This is a genomic window from Maribacter polysaccharolyticus (assembly GCF_028882255.1).
GTDB classification, from domain to species: domain Bacteria; phylum Bacteroidota; class Bacteroidia; order Flavobacteriales; family Flavobacteriaceae; genus Maribacter_A; species Maribacter_A polysaccharolyticus.
On the sequence record NZ_JARBUY010000001.1, the window covers coordinates 1,183,138 to 1,202,962 of the forward strand.

Annotated in this window: 12 protein-coding genes and 2 tRNA genes; 7 read left to right on the forward strand and 7 right to left on the reverse strand. The window is 42.5% G+C overall.

Translation table 11 applies throughout. The features are described 5' to 3' along the window. Position 1 precedes the first annotated feature (1 nt). From PHU20_RS05010 to PHU20_RS05025, 4 genes are all read right to left on the reverse strand, one after another. The gene (locus PHU20_RS05010) at positions 2–1,264 is read right to left on the reverse strand and encodes a site-specific integrase (protein WP_274824245.1); all 1,263 of its coding nucleotides are present in this window, start codon (positions 1,262–1,264) and stop codon (positions 2–4) included. A 252-nt stretch (positions 1,265–1,516) separates the two neighbouring features. Next, positions 1,517–1,591: transfer RNA gene (locus tag PHU20_RS05015), tRNA-Pro, on the reverse strand. A 26-nt stretch (positions 1,592–1,617) separates the two neighbouring features. Beyond that, a tRNA-Ser gene (locus tag PHU20_RS05020) sits at positions 1,618–1,701 on the reverse strand. Positions 1,702–1,810: 109 nt separating this feature from the next. After that, positions 1,811–3,847: an HD family phosphohydrolase gene (locus tag PHU20_RS05025; RefSeq protein ID WP_274824246.1), complete on the reverse strand. Its 2,037-nt coding sequence runs from the start codon at positions 3,845–3,847 to the stop codon at positions 1,811–1,813. A gap of 121 nt (positions 3,848–3,968) precedes the next feature. Between PHU20_RS05025 and PHU20_RS05030 the strand changes: the two genes are divergently transcribed. Both PHU20_RS05030 and PHU20_RS05035 read left to right on the forward strand, forming a co-directional pair. Beyond that, positions 3,969–5,144 carry an acetyl-CoA C-acyltransferase gene (locus PHU20_RS05030; protein ID WP_274824247.1) on the forward strand — a complete coding sequence of 392 codons (1,176 nt, stop codon included), beginning with the start codon at positions 3,969–3,971 and terminating at the stop codon, positions 5,142–5,144. Between the two features lie 21 nt (positions 5,145–5,165). Further along, positions 5,166–5,915, forward strand: coding sequence for a C40 family peptidase (locus PHU20_RS05035; protein WP_274824248.1), 750 nt, complete (start codon positions 5,166–5,168; stop codon positions 5,913–5,915). Positions 5,916–5,968: 53 nt separating this feature from the next. Here the strand turns inward: PHU20_RS05035 and PHU20_RS05040 are convergent, their stop codons facing one another. Together PHU20_RS05040 and gyrA are read right to left on the reverse strand one after the other, a co-directional pair. Then, positions 5,969–7,231, reverse strand: coding sequence for a tetratricopeptide repeat protein (locus PHU20_RS05040; RefSeq protein WP_274824249.1), 1,263 nt, complete (start codon positions 7,229–7,231; stop codon positions 5,969–5,971). Between the two features lie 33 nt (positions 7,232–7,264). Further along, on the reverse strand, positions 7,265–9,799 hold the full coding sequence (gene gyrA, locus PHU20_RS05045) for a DNA gyrase subunit A (protein ID WP_274824250.1): 2,535 nt from the start codon (positions 9,797–9,799) through the stop codon (positions 7,265–7,267). A gap of 258 nt (positions 9,800–10,057) precedes the next feature. Between gyrA and PHU20_RS05050 the strand changes: the two genes are divergently transcribed. Both PHU20_RS05050 and PHU20_RS05055 read left to right on the forward strand, forming a co-directional pair. Further along, the gene (locus PHU20_RS05050; RefSeq protein ID WP_274824251.1) at positions 10,058–12,613 is read left to right on the forward strand and encodes an ATP-dependent Clp protease ATP-binding subunit; all 2,556 of its coding nucleotides are present in this window, start codon (positions 10,058–10,060) and stop codon (positions 12,611–12,613) included. A 196-nt stretch (positions 12,614–12,809) separates the two neighbouring features. Further along, positions 12,810–13,214: an STAS/SEC14 domain-containing protein gene (locus PHU20_RS05055; protein ID WP_274824252.1), complete on the forward strand. Its 405-nt coding sequence runs from the start codon at positions 12,810–12,812 to the stop codon at positions 13,212–13,214. Positions 13,215–13,234: 20 nt separating this feature from the next. On the opposite strand, the gene PHU20_RS05060 is transcribed toward PHU20_RS05055, so the two are convergent. Then, positions 13,235–14,788, reverse strand: a complete 1,554-nt coding sequence (locus PHU20_RS05060; RefSeq protein ID WP_274824253.1) for an NAD(P)H-hydrate dehydratase — start codon at positions 14,786–14,788, stop codon at positions 13,235–13,237. Positions 14,789–15,061: 273 nt separating this feature from the next. Between PHU20_RS05060 and thrA the strand changes: the two genes are divergently transcribed. From thrA to thrC, 3 genes are read left to right on the forward strand one after another with little or no spacing between them, the layout of a single operon-like run. Beyond that, a complete protein-coding gene (gene thrA, locus PHU20_RS05065) occupies positions 15,062–17,506 on the forward strand; it encodes a bifunctional aspartate kinase/homoserine dehydrogenase I (RefSeq protein ID WP_274824254.1) in 2,445 nt (814 codons plus the stop codon). A 2-nt stretch (positions 17,507–17,508) separates the two neighbouring features. Further along, entirely contained in the window at positions 17,509–18,432 is a 924-nt protein-coding gene (locus PHU20_RS05070; RefSeq protein WP_274824255.1) for a homoserine kinase, read from the forward strand. A 50-nt stretch (positions 18,433–18,482) separates the two neighbouring features. Then, a complete protein-coding gene (gene thrC / locus PHU20_RS05075) occupies positions 18,483–19,781 on the forward strand; it encodes a threonine synthase (RefSeq protein WP_274824256.1) in 1,299 nt (432 codons plus the stop codon). The last annotated feature ends 44 nt before the right edge of the window (positions 19,782–19,825 follow it).

The window sequence follows — 19,825 nt, forward strand, 5'->3', positions numbered from 1 at the left end:
GTTATACATTGTGATGGGTTTTGGAAGTTGGCTCACTTTCCAATTGATTGAAGTGGGTTCTCAACCTTTGCATATCGTCACTTACCTTACGTTCAATGACCTTGGCATAAATCTGGGTAGTGGATATTTTGGAATGGCCCAACAATTTTGAAACCGTTTCAATTGGCATTCCGTTGCTCAAGGTAACGGTGGTAGCAAATGTGTGCCTAGCTATATGGAACGTTATGTTCTTTTTAATGCCGCAGACATCGGCAATTTCCTTCAAATAGGAGTTGAGCTTTTGGTTGGATATTTTAGGGAACAACCTGCCCTGGGAAACGGCTTTCCGATTACCCTTGTATCTTTCGATAATGGCCAAAGCCTTAGGCAATAACGGTATGCGTATGGGTTTGGTCGTTTTTTCACGTCTGTAATAAATCCATAGTTCACCGTCAATACCGGTACAGATATTATCCTCGCTCAAATGGATAACATCGATATAACTTAAACTTGTATAACAACTAAAAACGAACAAATCCCTTACCTGTTGTAGTCTCACAATGGTCAGTTGCTTGTTTTCGATTTCCAGAAGTTCATCCAAACTTAAAAAGCCACGTTCCTTTTTTATGAATTTGGATCTGAAATTGATAAATGGGTCACGCTCTATCCACCCCAACTTATGTGATAAGTTAATCAGTTTCCTAAATCGTTCAATATGCTTCATCACGGTATTGTTGCCCATCGGTTTTTGATGGTCCTCCGGAATATAGTTCCGTAAATACTTCTCGAACTTTATAATGAAGTCATAATCGAGTTCCTGTAAATACTTATCGGTAGTCCTATATGATTTTTGAAGAAATTTGGAAATATAACGTTGTGTGGTAAAGTAGTTCTTTTGGGTACCCCATTTCAGCTTGCCTTCCATATCCTCATTGTGGTAGTTGATGATATCCTTAATGGAACGGTTATCGTCATCTTCACCAAAGTACCTCGCTTTGACAGCTTGTGCCGTAATCAATTTACGTTCCGCTTTTAATTCCCGATAGCACTCGAATAGAAAAGTATAGGATTCATCCAAATAGCTGTTGAGTACCCTGGATTTTTGACTGTTCCCACGAGCTCTATTTCGATGGGCATCCCAATCAGATATCAAAACCTTTCGTTTTAGACTGATGGTAGATCGTTTTCCGTTTACGGTTATTCTAGCATAGAGTGATGCTTGATTGTCATTTGCCCTGGCGAAGTCCGCCCAGAACAAAATACTGAAGGTTGAGGATGTTTTCATTTGTTTCGTCTTTTAGTTAACAACAGTTTGTTATCAGACGAAAGCCAAATCACTTATAAAGATACATTTTATTACCGAACCGAAAAGGCGATTTTAACAATTAGGTCAACACAAATGTTAAATCCGTTTTGTTATCCGATTTGTTGACTTTTGTTGACGGATTAAATCATTTCATTTGATGCCTTAAAAAACGCAAAAACCTGCTAATCATACGATTAACAGGTTTTTAGTAACAATTGATATGTTAAATTGTCGGGGTGGCAGGATTCGAACCTGCGACCTCCGCGTCCCAAACGCGGCGCGATAACCGGGCTACGCTACACCCCGAGATGGTTATCATTTCAAAAAAATTGCGGAGAGAATGGGACTCGAACCCATGCGACACTTACGCGTCGACAGATTAGCAATCTGCTCCGTTACCACTCCGGCACCTCTCCTGAATATCTTTTAATGAACTTTTGCTGTTAAGCGGTTGCAAATGTACATTTTTCCAATGCTAAAAAGCAACTATTTAATGACTTTTTTTCAATCAATTTTACAAATGCCTTATTCTGGGTATTCTACCCTTAAATGATAGATGTTCGTTAACCGTTGTTTAAAGATTTTCTTAATGGTCTCTATTTCCATAAAGGTAATGTTCGCATTCAAGAATTGATTGGAGGCCATTTGGCCACCGATGATCTTATCCACGAATTCATCCAAGACCTTAAACGTCGGATTCTTTAAACTTTTTGAAGCCGCCTCTACCGAATCCGCCATCATCAGGATGGCGGTTTCCTTGGAAAAAGGTGTGGGACCAGGATACCTAAAGTCCGCTTCATTTACCCCTTCATCCTTTTCTTTTTGTTTGGTGTAAAAATAATAGACCAAGGTGGTGCCATGGTGGCATCTAATAAAATCTATCACCCTGTCGGGTAAATTGTTCTTTCGGGCCATTTCAATCCCCTTGATCACGTGATCAATGATAATACGTGCGCTATCCTTAGGTTCCAGGTCATCGTGGGGATTCGCGTTTGTAATTTGATTTTCGGTAAAATAGGTAGGGTTCCCCAATTTCCCAATATCATGGTACAAGGCACCCACCCGCACCAACATGGCATTCGCTCCAATTTCATTGGCTGCCGCTTCCGCTAAATTCGCCACTTGTAGGGAATGGTTGAAAGTGCCCGGTGCCTTATTCGAAAGTTCTTTCAATAATTTTGAATTGGTATCCGACAATTCCAACAAGGAAACATCCGATACCAACCCGAATATCTTTTCATAGATATAGATCAGCGGTTGTACGAACAAAGTGATCATACCATTCAACAAAAATAGGCCTAAGGTCAGCCAAATGATATTATCCAAATTCCCCTCATGGATTATATGGAAGGCCAAATAGGCAACGATATATATCAAAGTGATCTGCCCCACCGAAATAAACAGGTTCGCCCTTTTGTACAACTCGGACACCGTTAGTATGGTTACGATCCCGGCAATGATTTGGATAAAGATATACTCAAAACTATTCGGGACCACAAAACCTAAGATCAATACCGTAAGTACATGTACGAAAAGCCCCAATCGCGCATCAAAAAAAGTTTTCAGGATAAGGGGAAGAATACACAATGGGACCACAAAAACATAGGCTTCATTGTATTTGACCACAATGGTGGTCACAAATACCATAACAAGTATGTTTATAAAGATAAAGGTTACCTTGGTACCGTTTTCAAAGATTTCATCCCTGTACTTTTTAAGAAAGAGAAAGAGCATCATGAGCACCAGTGCAACAAGTACCGTATATCCCGACAAGATATAATAGTAATTATTGGAGGCCCAAAGTTCCGATTCGAACTCGTCTTTCAAGGACTCCAAGATCAAATAATTCTCCGATTCGACCACCTCTCCTTTGGCAATGATCAGCTTACCTTCATCAATGGCTCCCCTTGTCAAGGATAATTTCGAAAGTTCTTCATCCAAGGCCTTTTGGGAAAGATTATCATCATAAGACACATTGGGCTTGATCAGGTCGAAAAAAAGCGACTGAAATGCGTTGGTGAACGACCCCAGGTTTTCTTTTTCCAATACCCTTTGTACAATCCCTTCAACATCGCGAACCCTATAAAGGTCATCATAGTTGATTTGATGGGCCTCGTTCTGCTTAATAAGATATACCTGTTTTCCGATATCATCGGAATTCATTTTTTCCAGGATTCCTTTTTCATAGATCCTATCGAGAAGTTCGCGTCCGGTTTTTTCCAATATGGCCAATTCCGATGCGCTATGTTCTTTTGACGGAAATGTCTTTGCGAATTCAGACTCATAATCCAGATATACGGCTTCGGCCGTTGCTTCATTAAAACGATAATAATGCAATTGACCCTCAACGATCTTTTGTTTTTCGGCTGAAATCTCCTCTTGGGTCTTTTTTACCGAAAAATCAAATGGGGCATATAGGTTCTCATATTGCCATGGTTTGCCTTTTTGGAATTCGTATTTGAACTTACCTCCTTTCGGAAAAAAGAACACAATACAAAAAACAGACACTACGTATAGGAAGTATTTATATATGAGGGATTGATTTTTGTAAATTCGGTCCAATAATCTCGTTTCTAATTCATATCTACCATCAAAAATAGAAAATATAATAGACCTTTTGCCACAACATCCCCATTGATTGCACATTAATTTATTAATTTCGCAATAATAAAAACATTTAGTTATGAACGATGTTGTCATTGTATCCGCAGTACGAACACCCATTGGTAGTTTTATGGGCGGGCTATCCACGATGCCCGCTCCCAAATTAGGTGCCATCGCCATTAAAGGGGCATTGGAAAAAATCGGTTTAGACCCCAAATTGGTAGACGAGGTTTTAATGGGCAATGTCGTTCAAGCAGGCACAGGCCAAGCCCCTGCAAGGCAAGCCGCCATATACGCGGGAATTCCCGATACCGTGCCCTGCACCACAGTGAACAAAGTTTGTGCCTCCGGAATGAAATCGGTAATGCAGGCCGCCCAAGCGATTGCTTTGGGGGATATCTCGATTGCCGTAGCGGGGGGAATGGAAAATATGAGCCTTATCCCCCATTATGCACACCTAAGGACCGGTACGAAATTCGGTCCGGTCACTTTCGTTGATGGTATGCAAAAAGACGGACTCGTAGATGCCTATGACCAAAATGCAATGGGTGTATGTGCCGATGCATGTGCCGCTGAATATAAATTCTCTCGTGAAGACCAGGACAACTTTGCCCTAAAGTCTTATAAAAGGTCGGCAGAAGCCTGGGAAACAGGTAAGTTCGAAAAGGAAGTCATCCCCGTCGAAGTGCCCCAAAGGAGAGGGGAGCCTAAAATAGTTTCGCAAGATGAGGAATTCAAAAATGTGAACTTTGATAAAATTCCCAGCTTACGTCCTGCATTTACCAAAGATGGTACGGTTACAGCCGCAAACGCATCCACCATCAATGATGGTGCCGCTGCCTTGGTGCTGATGAGTTTGGAGAAAGCCAAGGAATTGAAACTTACCCCCTTGGCAACCATAAAAAGCTATGCCGATGCCGCACAGGCCCCGGAATGGTTTACCACATCACCGGCCAAGGCCCTGCCCAAAGCCTTGGACAAAGCCGGAATCGACATTGACGATGTTGATTATTTTGAATTCAACGAAGCATTCTCCGTAGTTGGTTTGGCCAACATGAAGTTACTGGGATTAAACGATTCCAAAGTAAACATCAATGGGGGTGCCGTCTCTTTAGGGCATCCGTTAGGATGTTCCGGGGCCCGTATTTTAATAACCCTTTTAAATATCTTGGAACAGCAAAATGCCAAAATCGGGGCTGCCGCCATATGCAATGGAGGTGGCGGGGCTTCGGCCATGATTTTAGAGCGAAATTAAATTATTACCGCAATATCAACTATGCAATACGGTATTTGTCATTTAAGCATCGTTCCTATTAGATACAGTGCGGAAGAAACCTCAGAGATGGTTTCCCAATTATTATATGGTGAGCATTTCAAGGTCCTGGAAAAGCGTAAAAATTGGAGTAGAATACGTACGGCTTTTGACAAATGTGAGGGATGGATACAGAATCTACAGCTAACCTTTATCGAAGAGGGCCTCTACCGTGAATTGGAAAAAAAAGCCTATCCCCATCATTATACCACGGATTTGGTTTCCTATATCGAGACGGACAAGAATAACCTTTTACCCGTTGTACTGGGATCGGTATTCCATAAAAATCAAGAACATGTCCACGAAGGGGGGCTGATCGCATCAAAACAGGAAAAGCCGAACTTGATCGATAACGCTTTGCAGTATTTGAATACCCCTTATTTATGGGGCGGAAAAACCCCTTTTGGCATAGATGCTGCCGGGTTTACACAAATGGTATACAAAATCAATGGATACAAACTTCTTCGAAGTGCCACCCAACAAGCAACCCAGGGCACGGCATTAAGTTTTATCGAAGAGAGTGAAGCCGGGGATTTGGCCTTTTTCGATAATAATGAAGGCATCATTGACCATGTAGGCATTATCATGGACAACAATTACATCATCCACGCCTTTGGTAAAGTCCGTATAGACCGTTTGGACCATACGGGAATTTTCAATACCGATTCCAAGACCTATACCCATAAACTTAGGGTCATAAAACAGATCATATAAAAAAAGTCCTGATTTGTTATCAGGACTTTTTTTATATGATGGTAAGGGATTGATTACTCCCCTAAAAGTTTTTTCAATCTCATGAAATTCTCATTGTCTCCCATTGCCCCATAGATATTCTTCAATTGGGTTAGGATTCCTTGGTTGTCCGGATTGGTTTTCAAAGCCTCTTCCAACACATTGGCTCCTTCTTGGAACAAATCGTCTTTTTGCTTTTTCAACTCATCGTAACGGGCAATATCGGCTCTAGAGTTACCCAAGCTATTCATTTCATCGATTAGACCGTTTCCTTCGTTTACGTAGGTAGTCGAAAGGTTCAACTGGGCATTGGTGTATCCAGGATTGATTTCCAAGGCTTTTCTATAGGCCTCCCTCGCTTCTTCCAAATTACCTTGCTCCATGTTGATCACACCGATATTGTAATGTAAATCGGGATTATCAGGGGCAACCGCTGCCGCTTCGGCCATTAATTCCTTGAATTTTTCCTTGTCCCCTAATTTATAGTGTAGATTAGCTTCGTTCAAGATAAGGTTTACATCCTTAGGGTTGTTGGCACGCGCTTCCTTATAAGCTTCCAATGCCTTATCATCTTGTCCCAATTGGGTGTAGATCAAAGCAACATTTTTAACGATTTCAGCTTTTTTCGAAGGCGCCTTTTCATCAACTGGATCTTTGTAGGTTCCTGACTTTACCATCAAATCCCTTTGTACTTTATCCATTACTTCTTGTTCACCGGTGGCAACGTTCGTAGCTTTGTATTCGATGACACCTCCATCAAAATCAACTTCCTTAAGTTCGTTATAGTACGATAAGGCCTGCTCATATTCACCGCCATTTACTGCACTACTCGCAGCATAATATAGGTAAATGGTATCTTTTGGGCTGAGCTTATAACTCATATAAAGTTTTTCTCCGGCCTCTTTGAACTTCTTATTGCTGTTATCCTCCACAGCGGAATTTACCATATCACCTGCAAGGGCGGCCAATTCCTGTTCGATCATTTTACCATATTTGGGCTTGCCACTGGTGGTTTCGACCTCATTCGCTTTTTGGTAAGAGGATATCGCCGTTTCAAAAGCACTATCATCGCCTTTTTTGGCCAAGTCCGCATAGACTTTTCCTTTTAGGTAATAATATTGTGCCTGTAATTTGACATCCGCTCCGGAAATAGCCCCTGCAGCAGCCTCCAAACTAGTTTTGGCCCCTGCCGCATCACCACCTTTCAAGGCTTTCTCCGCGGCCTTTATCTCATTTTTTTGCGCAAACCCCACCATCGTAAACGACATGGCCGCAAGTATAAAAATTTTAGTCTTCATTTCGATTTAATTATAATATTTAGTGTTTATTGATTACTCTTTTGTTTCTTCGGTATCATCATTATCAATAGCCGTGCCGTTTTCAGGTTTAACCTCTATATCCATGATATCGGCCTCCTCTACGGCTTCATCGTCCTTCATCACTTTAGCTACCGCAGCAATACTATCGTTACCCTTGATGTTTATCAGTTTAACCCCTTGTGTGGCCCTACCCATGACGCGTAGGTCTTCCACACTCATTCGAATAGCGATACCGGATTTATTGATGATCATTAAGTCATCTGAATCGGAAACGTTTTTAATGGCCACAAGTCCACCGGTCTTTTCGGTAATGGATATGGTCTTGACCCCTTTACCTCCCCTATTGGTAATCCTATAGTCATCGATACTCGAACGTTTACCGTATCCGTTTTCGGATACCACGAGAATTTCCTCTTCCAAATCATGTACGGAAACCATTCCTATGACCTCATCATTATCATCGGCCAAACGAATACCCCGTACTCCGGAAGCATTCCTCCCCATAGGTCTTGTTTTTCCTTCTTCGAACCTAATGGCCTTACCCGATTTCAAACCTAAGAAAATCTGACTTGTACCCGTCGTTAATTTGGCTTCCAACAATTCGTCGCCATCTTTTATACTTATGGCATTGATCCCGTTTTGACGTGGTCTGGAATATTGCTCCAAGGATGTTTTCTTGACCGTACCTTTTTTGGTCGCCATGATCACATAATGGCTATTAACATATTCCTCATCCTTAAGATCCTGGGTACATATAAAGGCCTTGACCTTGTCATCCTGTTCTATGTTGATCAGATTCTGAATGGCCCTTCCTTTTGAAGTCCTACTACCCTCTGGGATTTCGAAAACACGCATCCAGAAACATTTTCCTTTTTGGGTAAAGAACAACATATACTGGTGGTTGGTCCCTACGAACAAATGTTCCAAGAAATCCTCATTCCGGGTTGACGAAGCTTTTTGACCCACGCCACCTCTATGTTGGGTCTTATATTCCGAAAGAGGGGTTCTTTTGATATAGCCTGCATGGGAAATGGTTATAACCACTTGCTCATCAGGAATCATGTCCTCCATACTCAAATCCCCACCGGCGAAGTTTATCTCTGAACGTCTTTCATCACCATATTTTTCCTTGACCTCTAAAAGCTCGTCCTTAATAATCTGCATTCTGCGCTCTTTGCGCTCTAGGATATCCTTTAAATCAGCAATGGTCTTGATGATTTCGTCGTATTCCGACCGTAATTTGTCCTGTTCAAGACCCGTTAGCTGACGAAGTCTCATTTCCACGATCGCCTTGGCTTGGATCTCGGTCAATTTAAAGCGTTCCATCAAGTTCTCCCTTGCCTCATCGGCATTTGAAGAAGCCCTAATGATGGCGATCACCTCATCGATATTGTCCGAGGCAATGATCAACCCTTCAAGGATATGCGCCCGATCTTCGGCTTTTTTCAGTTCGTACTTAGTTCTTCTGACCACTACTTCATGCCTATGCTCCACAAAATAATGGATCATCTCCTTAACATTAAGCATCTGTGGCCTACCATTCACCAAGGCAATGTTATTTACACTGAACGAAGACTGGAGTGGTGTATATTTATATAAGGTATTCAATACGATATTCGGAATGGCATCCCTTTTAAGGATATATACGATGCGCATTCCATTCCTATCCGATTCATCACGAATGGATGAAATTCCCTCTATTTTCTTATCATTTACCAAGTCGGCCGTCTTCTTGATCATATCGGCCTTATTGACCTGGTAAGGAATCTCGGTAACGATGATACACTCCCGTCCTTGGACCTCCTCCACTCTGGCTTTTGCCCGGATTTTCACCCGTCCACGTCCCGTATGGAAGGCCTCTTTGACCCCATCATAACCGTAAATAACACCTCCCGTAGGAAAATCAGGTGCTTTTATATGGGTGATCAATTCATCAATTTCAATATCGTTGTTTTCAATATAGGCTACCGTACCATCAACAACCTCGGAAAGATTGTGTGGTGCCATATTGGTGGCCATACCAACTGCAATACCGGAAGCCCCGTTCACCAACAAATTGGGAATCCGGGTAGGCAAGACGGTAGGTTCTTGGAGGGAATCATCAAAATTCAATTGATGGTCCACCGTATCCTTATCGATATCGATAAGCATATCGTCCGCGATCTTACGCATCCTGGCTTCGGTATATCGCATGGCTGCAGGGCTATCCCCATCTATAGACCCAAAGTTACCTTGACCATCGACCAACATATAACGCAAGCTCCATTCTTGGGCCATACGCACCATGGTGTCGTAGACCGAAGTGTCGCCGTGGGGATGGTACTTACCTAGGACCTCCCCTACGATACGAGCCGATTTTTTGTGCGCACTGTTTGACCGAACCCCCAATTCATGCATACCGTAAAGTACCCTTCTGTGAACAGGTTTCAATCCATCCCTGACATCCGGCAAGGCACGTGACACAATGACCGACATTGAATAATCAATGTAGGCAGACTTCATTTCGTCTTCAATGTTGATAGGAATCAATTTTTCTCCTTCTGCCATTCTAATTTTTATCTATTTAACTTGTTTAAAAAAGCATGGCAATATACGCATTTTAACAGGTTTCAGCACGTATATCGAATACTTTATCCAATAATTTATTAACACGCTTTTATCGCTTTTCAGTTGATAATTCGATTGTTAATTATTTTGTAAATAACGGCTTTTTTCGACATTTAGACTATGTTTAACGATTATTAGGTATGGTAATTGGTCTAGATTAGGATAGTTTTACTAATTTTATTGTTGAAAGGATAATATATGGATGATAATTTCTCACCCCGGGTAAAGGATGTAATTGCGTATAGCAAGGAGGAGGCATTAAGATTAGGACACGATTTTATCGGTACCGAACACTTGATGTTGGGATTGTTGCGTGATGGTAATGGCAAGGCGATAAGTATCCTGGATGCCATGGATGTTGATTTGGACCACTTACGCAGAAAGGTCGAAATCCTCAGTCCTTCCAATCCAAACCCCAATAGGGTACAAAAGGACAAAAAGAACCTTCATTTGACAAGACAGGCAGAACGTGCCTTAAAAACGACATTTCTTGAAGCGAAACTTTTTCAAAGTTCCTCAATCAATACGGCGCACTTATTATTGTGCATTCTCAGAAATGAAAATGACCCAACCACCAAGTTACTCCATAAATTGAAAGTGGATTACGACGGTGTTAAAGAACAATTCAAATTTATGATCACAAGCGATGACGATATTGTGGATTCCCCAACCTCAGAATCCTTCCCCAGTGACTCGGACGAAACCGGCAGTGGGAAAGAAGGATCTTACGGGACCACCTCGAGCCCAAAAGGAAGCAAAAAATCCAAGACCCCGGTCTTGGACAACTTCGGCAGGGACCTGACCCTAATGGCCGAAGAAAATAAATTGGACCCTGTAGTGGGGCGTGAAAAAGAAATCGAAAGGGTATCCCAGATATTAAGTCGACGAAAAAAGAACAACCCGTTATTGATCGGGGAACCCGGAGTTGGTAAAAGTGCCATTGCCGAAGGTCTGGCCTTACGTATCATCAACAAAAAAGTATCGCGTATACTTTACAACAAAAGGGTCGTTACCTTGGATTTGGCATCCCTTGTGGCCGGAACAAAATACAGAGGCCAGTTCGAAGAACGGATGAAAGCCGTAATGAACGAGCTTGAAAAAAATGATGACGTCATTCTTTTTATAGATGAAATCCACACCATTGTAGGTGCCGGTGGGGCCACGGGAAGCCTAGATGCATCAAATATGTTCAAACCGGCATTGGCCAGGGGCGAAATACAATGTATCGGTGCAACCACATTGGATGAATACAGACAGTATATCGAAAAGGACGGCGCCTTGGAACGAAGATTCCAAAAGGTCATTGTAGAACCCACATCCGTTGACGAGACCATCGAGATCCTTCAGAACATCAAAGGAAAATATGAAGAACACCACAATGTGGAATATACCGATGAAGCGATTAAAGCCTGTGTTAAATTGACGAATCGTTACATGACCGATAGATTTTTGCCAGACAAGGCCATTGACGCCTTGGATGAAGCCGGATCTCGGGTACATATCGTAAATATGGACGTGCCCAAACAGATTCTTGAACTCGAAAAACAGTTGGAAGATGTACGGGAACTGAAGAACAGCGTGGTCAAAAAGCAGAAATACGAAGAAGCGGCCAAGTTGCGCGACGACGAGAAAAGATTGGAAAAAGAGTTGGCCAGTGCCCAAGAAAAATGGGAAGAGGACAGTAAGTTGCACAAAGAAACCGTAGATGAGGAGAATGTTGCCGATGTGGTATCGATGATGAGCGGTATTCCGGTCAATAGGATCGCCCAGACCGAGAGCAACAAATTGGCAGAACTTCCAAACCTCATAAAATCGAATGTCATAGGTCAGGATGAGGCCGTAGCGAAAGTCGCCAAAGCGATCCAAAGGAACCGGGCCGGATTAAAAGACCCCAACAAACCCATAGGCTCGTTTATATTCTTAGGACAAACCGGAGTAGGTAAAACCCAATTGGCCAAAGTACTCGCCAAGGAATTGTTCGATTCCGAAGATGCGTTGATACGTATTGACATGAGTGAATACATGGAGAAATTCGCCATTTCGAGATTGGTAGGTGCACCTCCGGGATATGTCGGGTACGAAGAAGGCGGACAATTGACCGAAAAGGTAAGACGCAAACCATATTCGGTCATCCTATTGGATGAAGTTGAAAAGGCCCACCCCGATGTATTCAACATGCTTTTACAAGTATTGGATGACGGATTCATAACGGATAGCCTTGGAAGGAAAATTGATTTCAGGAACACGATCATCATTATGACCTCGAATATCGGTGCGCGACAATTGAAAGATTTTGGACAAGGTGTCGGTTTCGGTACTGCCGCTAAAAAATCGCAGGCAAGTTCGCATCAAAAAAGTGTGATTGAAAATGCCCTGAAAAAGGCATTCGCCCCCGAATTCTTGAATAGGATCGATGACGTCATCGTCTTTAACGCCTTGGAAAGAGAGGATATACATATGATCATTGACATAGAATTGGCCAAACTTTATTCCAGGATCAAGGATATTGGCTACCACTTGAACCTAACCGATAAGGCCAAGGATTATATTGCCGAAAAAGGCTTTGACAAACAATATGGTGCCCGACCTCTAAAAAGAGCCATTCAGAAATACATTGAAGATGCCCTGGCCGAGGAGATCGTTAACTCGAAACTCGATGAAGGGGACAGCATTTTCATGGATTTGGATAAGAAGAACGAAGGCCTGACCATCAAAATAAAAAAGGCTGGAAAAATCGAAAAACCGAATTCATAAGTACAGATTGCATTAAAAAAAGGGAGTCACGAAACGTGACTCCCTTTTTTTTTGCACCCCTTGGAAAAGCAAGGGACACACCCCTCTAAATTACCGACATTGGCAGTATACACGATATTTGAGCCTTTAATCTAGTATTTTGTTTATTCAAAACGTTAAAATATACATTCGTTTCAGACACTATAAATTACATGAAATGAACGTGGGACAATCGAAAAAAACCATTATTGTTAGGGAATATAATTTAGACATAGGGGTAATACAGGTTTATGATAACTACATGGTAGCAAAATTTGAGGCAGGAGCCTCCTTGACCCTTGAAAGGGTATACCAGATCATAGGCATATCGGAAATCCATTTTAAGGGCAAACCCTTTGGATACATAAGTCTTCGCAAAAACTCCTATGCCATTGACCCCATGATCTATACGTATTTAAGGAAAATGGACAATATGAAAGCCTTTGCCATTGTTTCGGTCAAGGAAATAGATATGCACAACTTCAAAATCGAAAAGTTATTCTACAGGAAACCCATGAAGTTCTTTATTGAATACGACAACGCCTTGGTGTGGGTCAAAAAAAGAATCAAAACAGCCAAATAAACATCTAGAACACCCTCATTTTATGGTTGGGTATCATTGGAACCCGTTTCCCCTGAAGATTCGGGCATTTCAAACAAATCGATAAACGCCTTACCCAACGCTTCGATTACCTTCGACGCCGTCAACGCCTGGTACCCTGTTTGTTCCAATGCGATATCCCCCGCCCTACCGTGCAGATAGACCCCGAAAACAGCCGCATTCAAGGGCTCGTACCCTTGGGCCACCAATCCGGTGATGACCCCCGTTAAAACATCCCCGCTTCCCGCAGTTGCCATTCCAGGATTACCGGTTGTATTCACATAACCGAGGTTGCCATACACCGTAATGGTATGTGCCCCTTTAATCACAACAATAACATCATGTTCTTTCGAAAAGGCCTTTACCTTTTTTAATTTCTCAAAATCATCTTTCCAATCCCCTATCAATCGACTCAATTCCTTTGGATGGGGCGTCAAAATCGTCTTTGGTGGCAATTTTTCAAGTAAAACCTTATGCTTTGAAAGTAAATTCAATCCATCGGCATCAATAACCATGGGAACCTTTTCCTGTGTATCAAGATATTCCGAAAGGGCATCGCCCGTTACCGCGGCTACCCCCATACCTATACCTACGCCAATTACCGTTGGTTGTATATCCAATGCGATATCCTGTATATGGGCTTCATTCTTATCGGTAATCACCATCACCTCAGGTAAAGCGGTTTGAAGGGGAACATATCCACATTTGGGAACATAGGCCGTAACCAAACCACTACCAATGATCAAGGAAGCCTTGGCGGCAAGGGATACCGCTCCGATTTTCCCATAACTCCCCCCGATGATCAAAGCATGTCCATAATTTCCTTTGTGTGAGAATTTTTCACGAGGCATGTACAAGGGAAGCACTTCATTCTTACCTATCAACTCAAATTCCGTTTCCATCCCTGCAAGGAATTCCTGATCCAGCCCAATATCCAATACTTCCCATTGATTGCTGTAAACCCCTGTTTCGGGTAAGAAGAAAACCAATTTGGGCACTTGAAAACTCAATACATGGTTGGCTTTTATTGCCGCATCCTTATTTTCAAGGACCCTATCCATAAATACCCCGGAAGGGATATCGACCGACAATATGAATGCTCCCGAAGCATTCAAGTGCTGAATGAGTTCAGCTACCCATGGCTCCGGGGACCTATTGAGCCCAATGCCAAAAATCGCGTCGATAATGATATCATCCTTTCCGATTTCAACAAAATCACTGCCTTTATCCAAAAAATCCGGCCAAATCTTACGGTCTTTAAGTCGGTCTAGATTAATCAAAAAGTCCCTGGAACGTTTCTCGCTATAATCGACCACATATACCGCTATATCATAGCCATGGTCTTTTAAATGCCTTGCGAGGGCCATGCCATCCCCACCATTATTGCCTATACCACAAAAAAGATGGATTTTTACCTGCGCCCCCTGCATACGCAAATGGAGCCAATTGAACAGTTGAACGGCCGCACGTTCCATAAGTTCGTTGCTTGTAATTTGCTGTTTTTCAATGGTAGCTTTATCGGCAGCATGGATTTGCCCGGCAGTATAAAATTTCATTTCGTAAAAAATTTAAGCTATTTTGTGCGATTTCCGAAAAAATCAATAGAAACGTTTGATTAGCAGATCAAAAATACTACTTTTGACACTTACAACGAACTATGCCTTTGAACATTTCGAACATAGCGATTTTATCCTTTCCATTCTCCAATGGATGCAACACTACGATTTTGCGTACCACCCCATTGGGGTAACATGCTATATATATCCATCCGTCCATTTTTCGCGATTTTTCGCCTACAACAATCCAGTACCAGTTAATCTATTTATATAATGAAAGTTTTAAAATTCGGGGGCACCTCGGTTGCCAATGCCCAAAACATAGCCTTAGTAAAAAATATCGTATCAAATTCCGACAGTGACAAGAACATCGTCGTAGTTTCAGCCTTGGGAGGCATAACGGATCTTTTATTGAATACCGCAAATCTTGCCGCTTTACAGGACGATTCTTATAAATCGTTTCTAAAGGAAATCGAAGACAGGCATTTGGAAACCATTAAAAAACTTATTCCCATTGCTTCCCAAAGCAGGGTATTGAGTATGGTCAAAAGTGAATTGAACACTTTGGAAACCCTTTTGGAAGGTGCTTTCTTAATCGGTGAGATCACCCCTAAACTTTCGGACAAAATAGTGAGTTACGGAGAATTACTTTCTTCATACATCATAGGGGAATTCTTTAAAGAAGAAGGGTTGGACGTTGCCCATGCCGACAGCCGCAACCTCATCAAAACCAATACTGTAAACGGAAAAACGGTCGTTGACTTTAAAACGACCAATGCCCTTTGTCTCGATTATTTTTCCACAACACCCCATAAAGTAGTAGTTATGGCCGGATTCATTGCATCTGCGGAAAACGGCGATTCTACCACCTTGGGCCGTGGAGGTTCCGATTATACAGCAGCTATTGTGGCAGCCGCCGTAAATGCGGAATTATTGGAAATATGGACCGATGTAAGTGGGATGTATACCGCGAACCCAAAACTGGTAAAGCAAGCAAAGGCCATTCCGCATATCTCTTATCAGGAAGCCATGGAACTTTCCCATTTTGGCGCCAAGGTATTGTACCCCCCAACCATTCAACCCGTATTGGCAAAAGGAATTTCAATTCAAATCAAAAATACCTTTGACCCAGGGAATGAAGGTACGATCATTACCAAGAACAAAAACGAAAAAGGGAAGACCGTAAGAGGCATAACCCACGTGGAAAACATCGCCCTATTATCCCTGGAAGGCCCTGGAATGGTAGGCATACCCGGAATATCAAAACGTTTTTTCGAAGTGCTTTTCCAGTCGAACATCAGTGTCGTACTGATCACACAGGCTTCTTCCGAACATTCGATCTGCGTGGGTATTTCGGCAGATGATGTGAATTTTGCCGAACAAGCGGTCAACGATGCCTTTGAATTTGAAATGGGTAGTGGAAAAATAAATCCCGTAGTGGTTGAGAAAGATCTGGCCATTATCGCTTTGGTCGGGGACAATATGAAAAGCCATCAAGGACTGAGTGGAAAAATGTTCAGCACCCTTGGAAAAAACAATGTGAACATAAGGGCCATCGCCCAAGGAGCTTCTGAGCGGAACATTTCGGCCGTCATCAATAAGGAAGATGTAAAAAAAGCTTTGAACTCACTTCACGAAGAATTCTTTGAGGAGAACATAAAACAACTGAACCTCTTCGTAATGGGAGTGGGTAATGTAGGTGGCAAGTTCCTGAACCAAATCCATCAACAAAAAAAATACCTCAAAGAAAACCTGAAATTGAATGTCAGGGTCATAGGTATTTCCAACTCCAGAGCCATGGTTTTCGATGAAGACGGAATTCCTTTAAAAAACTGGGAAACCCTTTTAGCCAACGGGGAAAAATCGGACAAGGCCAAATTCTTCGAAATGGTGAAAAAACTGAATTATCGCAACAGTATTTTTGTAGACAATACGGCCAGTGAGGAAGTTTCGAACACCTATAGTTCCTACCTAAGCAATAGTATTTCGGTAGTTACCTGCAATAAGATCGCCTGTTCATCCAATTACTCAAATTACCTACACCTTAAACAATTGGCAAGAACTTATAACGCCCCATTCTTATTCGAAACCAATGTTGGTGCCGGGTTACCGATCATTGACACCCTTAAGCACCTCATCGCTTCAGGGGACAAAGTACTGAAAATACAGGCCGTACTTTCGGGTAGCCTGAATTTTGTATTCAATAATTTCAATGATAAGACCACCTTTCATGATGTGGTACAACAAGCCCAAAAAGAAGGGTATACCGAACCCGACCCAAAAATAGATTTAAGCGGTATCGACGTAATGCGGAAAATCCTCATACTTGCAAGGGAAAGTGGTAACCAATTGGAAATCGAGGACATACAGAACAATGCATTCTTACCCCAAGAAAGTTTGGACACGACAAACAACGAGGATTTTTATGCGACCCTGAAAACCCACGAACCTTCTTTTCAAGAGCTTTACAAAAAAGCGGTGGACCACGACAGTAGACTAAAATATGTGGCCCAATTCGAAGATGGAAAGGCGAGTGTAGGTTTGCAGGAAATTCCCAAAGGACACGATTTTTATAACCTTGAGGGCAGTGACAATATCGTATTGTTCTATACAGAGCGCTACCCCAACCAACCTTTGATCGTCAAAGGTGCGGGTGCGGGTGCGGATGTTACGGCTTCGGGTATTTTTGCCGACATAGTAAGAATCGGAAATTATTAAAGATGGAGGAACTGAAAATATTCTGTCCGGCTACCATTGCCAACATTTCCTGTGGCTTTGATGTGCTTGGAGTGGCATTGGACTCGGTAGGAGACGAAATGATCATTCGCAAAGTGGCCCATAAAGGCATCCGTATCACCAAATTGGAAGGTCAGGACCTGCCGATGGAAACCGATAAAAATGTAGCCGGGGTTGCAGGATTGGCCTTTTTGGCCGAAAGTGATTTTGACGGTGGTTTTGAGATCGAGATTTATAAAAAAATCAAAGCGGGAAGTGGTATCGGCAGCAGTGCCGCCAGTTCTACAGGTGCCGTCTGGGCCATGAACCGATTATTGGGCAACCCGTTCCCAACTTCCAAATTGGTCGAATTCGCAATGGAAGGGGAACGATTGGCCAGTGGCGTTGCCCACGCAGACAATGTAGCCCCTGCCCTTTTTGGCGGATTTACCCTGGTACGCAGTTATGAACCCTTGGACATTATTCCGATCGCTAGTCCATCGGAATTGTTCGCTACGGTAATCCATCCCCAGATAGAAATCAAGACATCCGATTCACGGAAAATCCTAAAGGCCCATATTACCTTAAAAGAAGGCATAAAACAATGGGGGAATTTAGGTGGACTTATCGCCGGACTGTTCACTGAGGATTATGACTTGATAGGCCGTTCATTGGAAGACCATATTGTAGAACCCATACGATCTATACTTATCCCCGGTTTCCAAGACGTTAAGAAAGGGGCGTTGGCTTCAGGAGCTTTGGGGTGTGGTATTTCCGGCTCCGGACCCTCGATTTTCGCATTTAGCCGAGGAGCCGAAACCGCCAAGAAAGTTGGGGATTCAATGATGGCGGTATACGAAAAAATCGGGATCGATCATGATATCCACATATCCAAAATCAATACCGAAGGAATCAGAATAATTAATTAGAATAAAATACAGCGTCTTTTCCAAAGTAAGGGAACGACCCATTTGAAAACATGGATTTTTACAGCCTAAACAAAAAAGCACCGAATGTTTCTTTTAAAGAAGCGGTAATCCAAGGAATCGCCCCGGACAAGGGACTTTACTTTCCTGAAAGCATTACCCCTTTACCAAAAAGTTTTTTTGAAAACATTGAAACGTTATCGAATGAAGAAATAGCCTTTACGGCCATTCACCAATTCGTAAATGCGGACATTCCCGATGGGGAACTACGCAAAATCATCAAGAACGTTTTGGACTTTGATTTTCCTGTTGTTGAAATCGAGGATCAAATCGCCACCTTGGAGCTTTTTCATGGGCCTACCATGGCCTTTAAAGATGTAGGGGCACGTTTTATGGCCCAATGTCTTGGCTATTTTTCAGGAAACGAAAGTAATGAGGTCACCGTTTTAGTAGCTACCTCAGGAGACACGGGTGGAGCCGTAGCCAATGGCTTTCTAGGGGTCGAGGGCGTAAAAGTGGTCATATTATATCCTAGTGGAAAGGTCAGTGACATCCAAGAAAGACAATTGACCACCTTAGGACGCAACATTACCGCATTAGAGGTTGACGGTACTTTTGATGATTGTCAAAAAATGGTAAAAACCGCATTTTTGGATGAAGGACTATTGCAAAAGATGCAATTGACATCGGCGAACTCCATTAACGTGGCCCGATGGCTACCCCAACTCTTCTATTTTCTGATCGCTTATAAACAAATAAAGTCAAAAGGTAAGGAATTGGTATTTTCGGTTCCAAGTGGCAATTTCGGGAACATTTGTGCCGGTATGGTGGCACAACGATTGGGCATGCCCGTTGACCATTTTATCGCGGCCACGAACGTAAACGATACGGTACCCGAATTCATGCAGTCCGGGGAATACAATCCAAAGCCCTCATCAGCCACTATTTCCAATGCCATGGATGTTGGGGACCCCAGTAATTTCATTCGCATAAGACATTTACACCACGACGATTTCGACAAATTAAAAGAAAACCTTAGCTCTTTCCCATTCACTGACGAAGAGACCAGGAAAGCGATGTTGCATATCTATAAAACATCGCAATATATAGCGGACCCCCATGGTGCCGTCGGATATCTAGGACTTCAAAAATATCTAAAAGACCATCCTGAAACCTATGGGGTATTTCTGGAAACCGCCCACCCCGTAAAATTCTTGGATGTCGTAGAGGACACCATTGGCCACACCTTGGAACTCCCTCCCCAGATCAAAAAAGTAATGGGTAAGGAAAAATCCTCAATCAAGATAGGTACGTATGAAGAATTGAAAAGTTATTTGCTGAAACGGGAATAATACTTTCCCAAGATCAACACCTTAGAAGGAAATCCTTCCCGTAC